This window comes from Paraburkholderia fynbosensis (assembly GCF_902859935.1).
GTDB lineage: Bacteria > Pseudomonadota > Gammaproteobacteria > Burkholderiales > Burkholderiaceae > Paraburkholderia > Paraburkholderia fynbosensis.
In genome coordinates this window covers 1-11,601 of record NZ_CADIKI010000053.1, presented here as the reverse complement: position 1 = coordinate 11,601, position 11,601 = coordinate 1, and the positions used below count along the sequence as shown (strand labels likewise).

Genomic DNA, 11,601 nt, shown 5'->3' with positions numbered 1-11,601 from the left:
TCATGCCTTCCATTCGCCATTCGAGGTCTTCGCCGCGACCCTTGCCTCAGCAAGTCAACCTCAAGGCTCTAAACATTAAACCCGCTGTTGCGCTTCACTCTTGAAACCGCCGGCTTAAAGCATGATTGTCGACGAGGCAACGGGCTTACTCGCGCGTCAGCGGGCATTGCGCGGCTATAGGCTGCCCCGGCAGGATGTGCTTTCCGACGTTCTGGATCTGGTACGGCTAAGGGGTGAATCGATCGAGGTGTACGAGACCGGCGAGGCTCAATCGAAAGCGTTCGACGCCGGACGCGCCCGCTTTCATTTTGTCGAACGCGGCGCGTTCAGACTCGATACCGCGACTAATGATGCCGTGTCCCTGGCCGCAGGTGATCTCGTCCTTCTACCGAGGGGGTGCGCGCACGTCCTGACGACGGTCGACACACCCGGGTCAGTGTTGGGTTCGCTCCCGGTACCCGTCGGTTTACAGAGTTCCACCGGCGGGTCCTTTCGCGTCTTGACCGGTTCATTTCAGCTCGAGTCGGTTTCAGTGGGCCCGCTGGTTGCTGGTCTTCCGAATGTCATGCACCTTCGCGCCGAAGCATCAGGCGCGCCCGAATGGCAGCGCGCGCTCCTACGGTTCGTGCGGCTGGAGGCGAGCGAGGCGGCGCCTGGCGCTGCCTTGATGATTTCACGCCTGATTGATCTGCTCGTGATAAGGAGCTTGCGCGAGTGGGCAACCACTCGTCCGGTTCACAGTGGATGGCTCCGGGGTCTCGGCGATGTCCGACTTGGGCATGCGCTGGCGGCAATGCATGGCGAGCCCGCGCGGGAATGGAAGCTGGACGAACTCGCGAAAATCGCGGCCATGTCACGGTCACACTTTGCAGAGCGGTTCACCAAGGTTGTCGGCGAGCCGCCGCTCCGGTATCTCGCCCGGTGGCGACTGACTCTCGCTGCGGACCTGCTGCGCAACGGCCGTGTGCGGATCAGCGAGGCAGCGTCCGTCGCCGGTTACGGGTCGGACGCCTCGTTCTCACGGGCATTCAAAGCATGTTTCGGATATTCGCCCCGCGCCGCGCGCGATAGCGGCGCTTCGAACTAACGTACGCCCTCGCGCTGAGCGTCAGTCGAAAGCGGTCATGCCACGTTTCACGCCCGGGCGCGCCATGACACACGCGAACCACCGACGAAGTCGCGGATGCACCATCCAGTCGATCGACGACGACAACGCGGCTACGATAGTGGCGGCAGCAATGTCCGCCAGTGTGAATGACTGCCCCGCCATGAATCGTGCGTTTTCCAGAAACCCCTCGCTCGCAAGAAGCGCGTCGAGGCTGCGTTGCTCCATCAATCGACACCCCTCGTCGCATCCTTCGCTGCGCAGAAAGAAGGACGCGTGGTTAGGCGCAATCACGTCAGTCACGAAAAACAGGAAGCGTTCTAACGCAAGCGGGGAATACACATCCTCCTCGAGCGACAACAGCGTCCCTCCTGCCCGCTTTGCAAGGTATAGAAGAATTGCGTTGGACTGCGCAATGACGAGTGATGAGTTCCCCGGCGAGCGAACCTGCAAGACCGGCACTTTTCCAAGCGGATTTAGCGAGAGAAAAGCAGGGGTGCGCTGTTCGCCCGCCCGAAGATCGAGCGCAGCCGTACGGTACGCGATGCCGAGTTCCTCCAATGCAATCGCCACACGCAGGCAGTTACCGGTCCTCGCGCCATACAGGATAACGTCGTCGCGCATCCTCAGGAAGCTGACGTTTCAGGCATGATTACACGCTCGTACTGGCCTCCGGCCGCAGCTTGCCGATATGCTGGCGCATCGATCATCGACTGCGGAAAGATTGGGGCCAATGCGCTCGCGCGATCCAGCAGTTCGACATGGTGCTGTGCCAACTCGAGTTTTGAAGCGCCGAGGTATGCGGCGAATTGTTCGCTCGTCCGCGGTCCGATTATCGGCAGGGAACCCTTCAGCAAAACCCAGGCCACTGCCACTTCGGACGGCGTAACACCGAGCTCGGTCGCGACCGCAAGGGTGGCATCGACGACCGCTGTACGCTGGGCGGAATTTTCCTGCTGGAATACCGCACCGCCCAGCGCTTCGAGGCGGCCTTTCTCGCCGCGCCGGTATTTGCCCGAGAGCAATCCGCCACCAAGCGGCGACCATGCCACCATCCCTAGCCCCAGCGCCTTGCCCGCTGGTATCAACTCGTGTTCGCTCGTCCGCTCGACCAGGCTGTGCTCGAACTGCAAACCGGCTACCGGCACCCAGCCGCGTAGCTCGGCCATCGTTGACGCCCGCGCGACGCGCCAAGCGGGAAAATCCGATAGCCCGACATACAGAACCTTGCCGCTGCGCACGAGGTCGTCGAGGCCTCGCATGATCTCGTCGGTCGGTGTGACGCCATCAGAAAAGTGCACCCAGTAGAGATCGATGCGATCCGTTTTTAGCCGCTTGAGACTTGCCTCGACCGACAGTCGCATCGCGAGCCGGCTATTGCCTGTTGCCAATGCGCCTGCATTCGGTACCGCTGCCTGCGTATACTTGGTCGCAATCACGAAATTGTTCCGACGACCCTCGAGGAGTGTGCCGAGAAATTCCTCAGATTCACCAAACTGATAGACGTCTGCACAATCCAGGAAGTTGCCGCCCGCATCGGCGTACCGGTCCACAATCTCGCGCGATGCATCGAGATTGGCGCCATAGCCCCATCGCCCACCGAAGTTGGCGGTACCAAGCACCAGTTCCGATACGCGCAGACCAGTATGCTGACCAAAGAGTCGATAACGCATGCTCACGCTCCTTGCAGGCTCGGAAGGTACGGCGCGACAGCAACAGCCGACGTGTCAACGGGCGTCAATGCGCGGTTAGTGATCGAGCCACCGATATAGCGTTCATAAATCTTCCACCCCGTCGACGTCTTGCGCAGACGATCCCGCATCGGGGAATAAAGCCAGATCGCGGGCAGTCCGCTATCGCTGTGCATCACCTGGCCGGCCCCGAGCTTCGGTGCATCCTCTGGCGCGGCATGGCGTATCAGCAGGTTCTGATATCGCACCACAACACCGTCTCCGTCTGCATCGACGATATGGTTCGTCGCATGACGCCCCACGCCCGGTATCAGATACGGATAGTCGTGCTCGAAGAAGCGCCGGATTTCGGCGTGTCCGCGAATCGTGCCATGAAAGTGATACGCGACGGCGTCCGGTAGAAACGCATCGATCATGGCTTCGACGTCCCAGGTCTCGAAGAACCAGTTAACGCGATTAACGAAATCGACGGCACTAGCGCGGTCGTCTGCGTTGACTGCGCCCTGACGTGAAATAGGTGCGAAAGCGGCCATGCAAGCTCCTGTTCGGAATCGGTTGATCGGCGTGGGTCAGCCTATGTGTGCAGTTACACATATTCGGCCAAAAAAATTCAGGTTTCGAAGACGACATTCAACAGCCCCGTTCGCAGCGCATTCGCCTGTTTGCGACCGACTCCGGACTCAAACTCCGCCTGGGCTGCCTGCCAGGACGGTTCGGCCTCCGCCAGCTTGGCTTTGCCTGACGCAGACAGCGTGAATGTGAGCGCCGCTTTAGGGCCTTCTGTAACGGTCGATAGCCACCCCGACTCTCTAAGCGGCTTCAGTGCGCGCACGAGCGTGGTCCGCTCCATGACCATGAGGTCGGCCAGATCGGAGACCGCGATGCCTGGGTGTTCTTTAACGAGCGCGAGTATCGAGAACTGCGAAATGGAAATACCGACGCCTGACAGGTGGCTGTCGAAGATACGTGACACATACCTTGCGGCACGGCGCGCGGCCAGGCAATGACACAAGTCAGGACCAGTCAGTGATTTCATGTGGCGTATTTTCGTGTGCAGTTACACAGTTGTCAAGTGCTCGCGTAACCGGCTTGCAGCAGGCTTGTTCCGTGTAGCACGGTCGGCGCATCGATCATCATTTCTGGCCCCGCCTTTGTTGATCGGCACCTTAGGTCACGCGGCGACCAGGTCCTCGCATTCCGCTCCGATGCTTCTGCAAAACTTTGCGCCCGGCTTTCGGACGCAATGTCATTGAAACCGGACGACAAGCAATAGGCGACGTGTCTGGCACCGGTTACGGTTTGACCTGGCGTCGCGCTTGCCTTCGATAGGTGCTGTCGATAGACACGTGCGGTCTTCAAACCTCATTTCGCGTTTCAACTTGCCTATCATGATGTCTCACATTCAGCGGCTCTTTGCCGCACTGGTTGTATGTATCGGTCTCGTCACCCTCGCCTCCGTCGCGGCGTGCGGCAGTTCCTCAGCGCGCACTACCGGCACGGTCGTGCTCGTACACGGGGCGTGGGCAGACGGCTCGAGCTGGTCCTCGGTCACGCGGGTTTTGCAGGCGCGCGGCCTGAAAGTAGTCGCGGTTCAACTCGCCCGCACGTCGTTGGCCGACGATGCCGCAACTGTAAGTCGCACCATTGACGCGCAACAAGGACCCGTTCTTCTGGTGGGGCACTCCTACGGCGGAGCTGTCATTACGCAAGCGGGGAGCGTCAGCAAGGTTGTGGGTCTCGTTTATGTCTCGGCGTTCGCACCAGGCGACAACCAGTCGATCTCCGACCTGACGAGCCCATTTCCGAAACCAGCGTGGCAGACTGGTCTGGTGGTCGACGAGGCTGGATTCCTCACGCTAAACACGGAAACCTATCTGAGCAGTTTTGCGCCCGATCTCCCTAAAGACACATCCAGTGTGCTCGCCGCTTCCCAAGGGCCGCTCAACGCGCGGTGTCTCACCGACAAGGTGTCTCAGGCAGCCTGGAAATCGAAACCCTCGTGGTGGATTTACGGCGACCAGGACCAGATTATTCCCGCAGCGCTTCAGCAGGCCGAGGCAAAAGAGATTGGTGCCAGGACCACCTCGATTGTTGGCGCGAGCCACGTTGCACTGATGTCTCACCCTGATGCAGTGGGCGCCGCGATCATTAACGCAGCACAAGCAACAGGCGTCCTCTGACCGGTCGCTAGCATGGGCGCGGCGGCCTACCGGGCCGCCTCGTCTTGGTCCCTGGACGAGAGGCATTCTGCTTCCAGCAGCCGATCTAACTTATCTGAGGATGTAAAAATGATTCTGTGCAAAACGATCGCACCTGGTGTGCTGCTTCTGTCTTCGCTGGCACTTTCCGGTTGCTCAGCCACCCTGTCCGATCCGCAAGCTGCGCGTCGCGCCTCGTCGCTCCCCGCGTCGTCGACAGGCGCGAGTGATAACGGTAGTTGGCCGGATAGATATACAGACGAGACGGAACGTCAGGAACTGGCCATTCTTCGCTATGTTCGGGGTTCCTAGCGCCTGAATCCGGGACGAATGCGGTCGTAAAGATCTGACGACCTCTGCGCAGCAAGCGACTGGCGATTGTCGCAATGCAGGGAGAGAGGACTTATCGCTTGACCGTTACCTGATGGTGACGATGATGCCGTATGTCGCATACATGTCTGCGCGCATTAGCCTGTCAACGTCGGTTAACAATGGGACCGGACGGATATCTCTCTGTGTGACGCGAAGCTTCTTGCGTGCTGGAAAGTATCAGTTTTCCCGTCGGCTCTGATTCGGGCAGCCACCCCAAGGGAGAGGCCGCCCGTAACAACGCTCAGTCTTTCCGGTCTAGAAATGCCGTTGCATCGGTCAGAAATCTCTCGGGATACTGATATTGAGCCCCGTGGTTGGAGTCCGGATAAATGATCAGTTCGGAGTTTGGCAGAAACTCTTCCAGCGTGAACGAGTTGATGGGGTAATGGACGATATCGTGACTCCCGTCGACGACAAGGACAGGCTGTTTGATCTGCTTCAGATAGTCGGTCGAGTTCGCTTGCGGTCTGCCCCATGCCGCGAACGCCGCGACCTGTGCGGGCGCTACCTTATCGCTGACTGGCAGGTCTCGGCCTTCTTGCCTTGCATGCAGCCGCGCCAGAAATTTCTGCCCTGCAGCCTGGCTGCCCGCTGAGGGCGTAAAGAAAACATCCAGGAGGAGGTCATCCGGGTTATGGCGCTTCTTTGCAAGCAATGCCTGGAATTCCGGCGTCAGCGATGCCATCCCTTCCCCGCCCCGCGGCCCGCTCCCGACCAGAATTATCCGGTGAACGAGTGCTGGCTGTTCAAATGCTACCTCCTGTGCGACCAGACTGCCCAAAGAGAACCCGAGAAGGTCGGCCTGCTTGATATCCAGAGCCCGCAGCAGACCGATCGCATACGAAGCCATGCCTTCGACCGTCACGGGTACGTCGCCATCGGAGCTGCCTACACCGGCACTGTCAAAGATCACTACTTCCCGACCTTTCGCCAGCCCGTCGACGACTGCGGGGTCCCAGCTATCCATGTTGCCGACGAAATGCTGGAAGAAGACCAATGGCACAGACCCCGGCTGCCCAAAGCGCCGGTATGCCAGGCGGGCTCCGCCTACATCTACGAATCTAGTGGGCGCCGTCTGGTGTGTGTACGACGCTCCGGAGGTCCCGATCGTGCTCGCTTCTGCGTTGAAGGTCAACGTGAGCGCGGCCGCTGCAGCAATGACGGCGACGCCCAACATCATGCGCAACCTGACGTTTCTGTGAGATTTCATATTCGTTATCCTAAATAGATAGAACAGGAATGGCCTGTTGAAACCGGCTTGTCAGGCAGGGCTTTTGACTGACGGATGATCACTTATCCGCGCGTGCCAGGAACTGAGATCGGTGCACTCAGCCGGCAACGCAATGCCTGCGAACCCCGCGAAGAGAAGTCCGGCCCATACGGTTATGTCAGCCATCGAAAATGATTCGCCCGCGATAAATGGTCGGGAACCAAGCACACTGTTGAAGTAGTGCATACCGGCAACCGCCTTCTCCCGCTGGAGATTGCCCCATTCCGCTCGCCCCGACCAGTCCGGATACTTGTAATGGCGCAACGTGTCGCCCAATCCCGGCGTCGAATGGTGGAAGTAGAAGCCAATCGCGTCGATAAGTTCGGACTCGGCGCGTTTTTGCATCATGTGGATGATTGCCTTCTGCTTCGGATTGGCGCCAGTGAGGACCGGTTTGCCGTCAAGGTTGTCCAGGTATTCCGTGATCGCGGTGCATTCGGAAATAAAGGTTCCGTCGTCAAGTTGCAGAACCGGAACGGTTCCCGTGGGATTGATCGCAAGGAACGCCGGCTGCTTGTGTTCCGCAGCCGGGAGATCGACCTTGACGAATTCGACCTCACTGGTCAGCCGTTTTTCTGCCAGCACAATGCGAATCCGAAGGGGATTGGGGAAACCGGGTATGTCGTAAATCTTCATGTGTGACTCCATGTTGATGGTTACTTATCGATAGGTAAGTGACCGCATCCTACGCAAAAGGGAATCGGGCTGTCAATACCTACCTATCGATAAGTAACGTGATATGATTCGCACATGGCTACGAGTGATACGAAATCGAGAATCCTGCGGATCGCCAGACGGATGGTTCAGGCGCGCGGATACAACGCCCTCAGCTTTCGCGATATCGCGAAGGAAGTGGGCATTAAGAGCGCAGGCGTCCACCATCACTTCGCAACCAAGGGCGACCTCGGAACCGCTCTGGCGCGCGAGTACTGCGAAGAAGCGCTTCGGATGCTGGACGCTTTGTCCAAGGCAAACGACGACGACAAGATAACGCTCGATCGCTATACACAGATTTTTAGAGCCGCTCTCATCGAAGACAATCGTATGTGTCTCTGCGGGATCATGGCGGCTGAATATCAGGACCTCCCATCAGAAGTTCGCGCGGAGGTCGCACGATTCACCCGGATAAATGTCGAGTGGCTTACCTCAATGTTCGCGAAAGGCGACGATCCTGCGGCGGCGAGAAAAGCGCTGTCCGTATTCGCTGCAATCGAGGGCGCACAGCTTGTCGCGAGGGGCCGCGGGGACATTTCTGTCTACGACGAGGCGATCCGCGGTTACCGGGCTTCAGGACTTTTGCCTTGAAGAGAGCAATAACCGAAGTGCATGCGTTGCCGGCCAGCGACGCGCTGACGGCTGACTTTGGACGCTATCGGGGCCATGTAGGACACAATCGCCTGGCGTTGGCCCGTGACTTTGCAGCGGGCACGCTCATCCAGGTCTTGCCCCAATGGCGGTTCGCGACGGACGAAGGAATCTATCTGGTCCGCCCTTCCAGTCAGTTCACGCCCGCGCGGACCGAGGCCTTCATCCGGTGGATCACCGGACTATTTGCCGGCGGCCTTCCCTGGGACGCGGCAGTGGAAGCAGCTACTAACTCCCAGTACCCGTGACGGCGGCACTAAGGAGACGTATCAACCTCATTTGCCCCTCCTACGATTTCTCCACGTAGATCGACAGTTTGAGCCTCGGATCATCGTTCGCCTTGAACGTCGAATAGCGGAAATCAAGCGGTCCGCGGCCCACGTGCATGAGATGTGTCTCGCCCGACACTGAAGCCGAAACCCCATGCTCGCGCCACCACGCCATGAACTCAGGACAACCCGCGCGAAGACGTTCCACAATCTCCACGAAGCTGGGGTCGGGCGCCCAGAGATCGTAGTTCACGCGAAAGAGCGAGACCATTCGTCGGGCCTCCGGCCTAGCTCTCTCCGAACAGTTTGCGGGCCGCCGGATCCAGCAGCATATAGACGAGGATATTCCGTCTTCATCGAGCAATGTCGCGAAGTCGGTAAGAGCTGCACCGCCGCGTTATTCCACGCGAGGATGTCCCAGCGTTCGCCGGTCAGGTACGCGGGTTCTGCCAACCCTTCTACGACAATGGGAAGAACTTCCGGCACCGTCTCGCGAGTGACGCGAGCGTTTCGGCCGAAGGAGAAACTCCAGGTCAAGCTTCACGCTGTTGGGTAGCTGACTCGTCAGCCGTGCGGTCGTATCGAGCATGTCGGAACGCGGGGGATGCTGCACTGGTGAGGTGGTGGAACGCGGGCCCCGGCCGCCCTGACCAGCGTCCGCTCGTCGATCGTGACCACGGGCACAAACGTTGACAATGCAAACAGCGCGCCGACCGTGGCCGATGGGCCGCCCTGTTCACGCGTCCGAATCGACTTGTGCGGCTTCTTAATATGTGCAGCCCGAGACGAACGGTTTTCAAATTGGGCGAGGATTCGTATCCCTGTACCGGTTTCCGTGATGACACTCGTCACGGATCTAGCGCGACGCGAGTGCACCGCCATTGTTTGACCGCGAGCTAGCTCCATACCGATTTGCAACCGGCTTGCCGCATCATCATTAAATGCCGAGGCGCCCAGCGACCTGATTTGCGCCTGTGTGACACGCACGCTGACGTTGCTGAGCACAGGAACGGGCCAAACCTGACCGGCGATGACCGGTTCTGTCAAGAGCGGTCATTTGTGGCGGTCTGCGTGTCCCTAAGCAGCACTGGCCCCGAAGCGTTCAACGACGAATTCAATGAAGCTGCGAAGTTTCGGTGACTGCTGCCCTTCGCGCAGATACAACAGATGCAACGGCCGTTCCGGCGCGGCGAACTCCGGCAGGATCTGGACCAGCCGCTTTTCACGGATATCGTCGTTCACCAGTATGGAAGGCAGCATCGCAATGCCCTGCCCCCGTAGTGCTGCTCGACGCAGCGCTTCGGCGTTGTCGATTTTCAGCCCCGCCTCTACAGTTACGCTTACCCTGCCGTCCGGGCCATTCAGCATCCACCTGGGCGGGGCCGCGTGCCATTCCGACCGGGGCGGATACGCGTACATGAGGCACCGATGCTCGCTGAGCGCCTGAGGTGTTGCAGGGAGTCCATGTGCGTCGACGTAAGCACTTGATGCACACAGCACGAGGCGATACGGCGCGAGGCGACGTGCGACGACATCCGGCTTGGTCAGGGTGCCGATGCGAATGGCCGCCTCGAAACCATCGTCGAACAGATTGACGAGGGTGTCGGTCGCGACGATGTCCAGCTCGACCCGCGGATAACGCTCGCTATACCCCGCAAGCTCGGGAATCAGGCATTCGTTCGTGAACACCACCGGTGCAGTCACGCGCAGGCGCCCGCGCGGTGTCGCATGATGTTCGAGCGCCAGTCCTTCTGAATCGCCGATGAGGCCCAGGATCTGCACGCAGCGTTCGTAATATACCTTCCCGAACTCGCTGATCTTCTGCCGGCGCGTCGTCCGATAGATGAGTGGCGTACCGAGCCGGCTTTCGAGCGCCTGGAGGTAATTTCCGACCATTGTCGGCGAGAGGTCGCACGCCACCGCCGCAGCCGTCAGGCTGCCCGTTTCCACCACTCGGACGAAGACGGTCATCGCTTTAAGGAGGTCCATTGCTCAATGCTAATGGATTCTGTTGCAATGCGCCGCCAGTTTATCCAGCCGTCCCGTGGGGATACAGTGGTGTTCGCGGCAAAAATTTCATCGCAACTTTGGCTCGGTCAAGTACTCATGGAGATCTGATATGTTTTACGAACTAACGACGTTATCGTGTCCGCTTCTCGAACAGGACACCGTCTCGACCGGCGCGCATCGGTGGGTGTCAAATGGCAGCGCCGCCCGACGGCTGCTTGGGGCCTGGCGCACAGAGATCGGCGAACTTTCGCGCGTTGTGGTCTTGCGGAACTTCGAAACGCTCGATGAGATGCAGCATGAACGCAATCGCGCGTTGCTGAATGAACGGCCGTGGAATGTCGAAAGTGCTCATGTCCAATTGAGCATGGAAAGCTATACCCTGTTTCCCTTTTTACCGGAAGTCGTGCCATCGACGTTCGGCGCGTTTTACGAAATCCGGCGCTACTGGTTAAGGCCGGGAGGACTCGCGCCAACTATCGCCGCGTGGAAGCAGGCGATCGGTCCTGCGCAAGCGTACACATCGCACCTGGTGGCTAACATGTACTCGCTCGACGGCCCGCCACGCATTGCCCATGTCTGGGGATTCGCGAGTCTGGAAGAACGGATGGCGCTGAGAAGGCGCCACTATGCGGAAGGACTTTGGCCGCCCAAAGGTGGGCCCGAGCAGATAGAGAGAGCGACGTCAACGATCTGCTTGCCCGAACCGTGGTCGCCCTTATGTTGAAGACGCCGTCGGCCCCGACAACCGTCGCCTGGGCGATGGTCGTCTCTCGCCTAGCGTACGGGTACGAACAGCGTCTTGCTATACGATTGCACCGACTCGTGGGCCCTCTACCGCAGCAAAGCTGCGTGTCCCTTCTGCGGCAGGCTGCGTGTGAACCCATTTGCGGATCCAGGCCGCAACAGCGTCCAGTCCGCACCCTGTTTGCGTGAGTGGTCAGGGCGCGCGTCTGTTTGAACCTAGTCGGCGAGCGGCTGCGCGAGGTCTCGAGAAGACGGTGCTGGACTTCGTGCCGGCAAGCGGCGATCACGATGCGAGCGGCAACGTCACGCAAACCTCCAAGCCGCCACATTGACCGTTGCGAAGCGCGATATCGCCGCCATGAGCGCGGATCACGGCTCGCGCCGATGTCAGCCCGAGACCCATGCCGCCTGTGCTGCGGTTTCTCGATTGCTCCAGGCGAAAGAACGGTGCAAACACCTGTTCGAGTGCGTGAGCCGGAATGCCGGCGCCGCGGTCGCTGACCGTGAAAACCATATGCGTCTCGCAACGGTTTAGTTGCAACTCAGCGCTATGGCCGTATTTCAGCGCATTGTCGAC

Annotated in this window: 14 protein-coding genes; 5 read left to right on the top strand and 9 right to left on the bottom strand. The window is 59.5% G+C overall.

Annotated features, from left to right (window positions below; all coding sequences use genetic code 11):
- Positions 1-121: 121 nt before the first annotated feature.
- Positions 122-1,087, top strand: coding sequence for an AraC family transcriptional regulator (locus HV770_RS37690; protein WP_175166476.1), 966 nt, complete (start codon positions 122-124; stop codon positions 1,085-1,087).
- Between the two features lie 21 nt (positions 1,088-1,108).
- Here the strand turns inward: HV770_RS37690 and HV770_RS37685 are convergent, their stop codons facing one another.
- The 4 genes from HV770_RS37685 to HV770_RS37670 form a co-directional block, all read right to left on the bottom strand.
- On the bottom strand, positions 1,109-1,729 hold the full coding sequence (locus tag HV770_RS37685; protein ID WP_175166475.1) for a glutathione S-transferase family protein: 621 nt from the start codon (positions 1,727-1,729) through the stop codon (positions 1,109-1,111).
- 2 nt (positions 1,730-1,731) lie between these two features.
- Positions 1,732-2,778, bottom strand: coding sequence for an aldo/keto reductase (locus HV770_RS37680; RefSeq protein ID WP_175166474.1), 1,047 nt, complete (start codon positions 2,776-2,778; stop codon positions 1,732-1,734).
- 2 nt (positions 2,779-2,780) lie between these two features.
- Complete coding sequence (locus tag HV770_RS37675; protein WP_175166473.1) at positions 2,781-3,329, bottom strand: nuclear transport factor 2 family protein; 549 nt, start codon at positions 3,327-3,329, stop codon at positions 2,781-2,783.
- A gap of 77 nt (positions 3,330-3,406) precedes the next feature.
- A complete protein-coding gene (locus HV770_RS37670) occupies positions 3,407-3,832 on the bottom strand; it encodes a MarR family winged helix-turn-helix transcriptional regulator (RefSeq protein WP_175166472.1) in 426 nt (141 codons plus the stop codon).
- 352 nt (positions 3,833-4,184) lie between these two features.
- Between HV770_RS37670 and HV770_RS37665 the strand changes: the two genes are divergently transcribed.
- The gene (locus tag HV770_RS37665) at positions 4,185-4,976 is read left to right on the top strand and encodes an alpha/beta fold hydrolase (RefSeq protein WP_175166478.1); all 792 of its coding nucleotides are present in this window, start codon (positions 4,185-4,187) and stop codon (positions 4,974-4,976) included.
- A gap of 631 nt (positions 4,977-5,607) precedes the next feature.
- Here HV770_RS37665 and HV770_RS37660 read toward each other — a convergent pair.
- Together HV770_RS37660 and HV770_RS37655 are read right to left on the bottom strand one after the other, a co-directional pair.
- Positions 5,608-6,576 carry an alpha/beta fold hydrolase gene (locus tag HV770_RS37660; protein ID WP_246291624.1) on the bottom strand — a complete coding sequence of 323 codons (969 nt, stop codon included), beginning with the start codon at positions 6,574-6,576 and terminating at the stop codon, positions 5,608-5,610.
- 51 nt (positions 6,577-6,627) lie between these two features.
- Positions 6,628-7,272, bottom strand: a complete 645-nt coding sequence (locus HV770_RS37655; protein ID WP_175166471.1) for a glutathione S-transferase family protein — start codon at positions 7,270-7,272, stop codon at positions 6,628-6,630.
- A gap of 114 nt (positions 7,273-7,386) precedes the next feature.
- Here HV770_RS37655 and HV770_RS37650 point away from each other — a divergent pair, with 114 nt between their 5' ends.
- Both HV770_RS37650 and HV770_RS37645 read left to right on the top strand, forming a co-directional pair.
- A complete protein-coding gene (locus tag HV770_RS37650; protein WP_175166470.1) occupies positions 7,387-7,941 on the top strand; it encodes a TetR/AcrR family transcriptional regulator in 555 nt (184 codons plus the stop codon).
- Positions 7,938-8,249: a type 2 periplasmic-binding domain-containing protein gene (locus tag HV770_RS37645; protein ID WP_175166469.1), complete on the top strand. Its 312-nt coding sequence runs from the start codon at positions 7,938-7,940 to the stop codon at positions 8,247-8,249. Before HV770_RS37650 ends, HV770_RS37645 begins: the two co-directional genes overlap by 4 nt.
- 40 nt (positions 8,250-8,289) lie before the next feature.
- Here the strand turns inward: HV770_RS37645 and HV770_RS39325 are convergent, their stop codons facing one another.
- Together HV770_RS39325 and HV770_RS37635 are read right to left on the bottom strand one after the other, a co-directional pair.
- Positions 8,290-8,541 carry an MmyB family transcriptional regulator gene (locus tag HV770_RS39325; RefSeq protein WP_246291622.1) on the bottom strand — a complete coding sequence of 84 codons (252 nt, stop codon included), beginning with the start codon at positions 8,539-8,541 and terminating at the stop codon, positions 8,290-8,292.
- Positions 8,542-9,347: 806 nt separating this feature from the next.
- Entirely contained in the window at positions 9,348-10,259 is a 912-nt protein-coding gene (locus HV770_RS37635) for a LysR family transcriptional regulator (protein ID WP_175166468.1), read from the bottom strand.
- Positions 10,260-10,281: 22 nt separating this feature from the next.
- Here HV770_RS37635 and HV770_RS37630 point away from each other — a divergent pair, with 22 nt between their 5' ends.
- Entirely contained in the window at positions 10,282-11,004 is a 723-nt protein-coding gene (locus HV770_RS37630) for an NIPSNAP family protein (RefSeq protein ID WP_246291620.1), read from the top strand.
- Positions 11,005-11,307: 303 nt separating this feature from the next.
- On the opposite strand, the gene HV770_RS37625 is transcribed toward HV770_RS37630, so the two are convergent.
- Positions 11,308-11,601: ATP-binding protein (locus HV770_RS37625; protein ID WP_246291618.1), on the bottom strand; the 294-nt coding region annotated here is incomplete at its 5' end.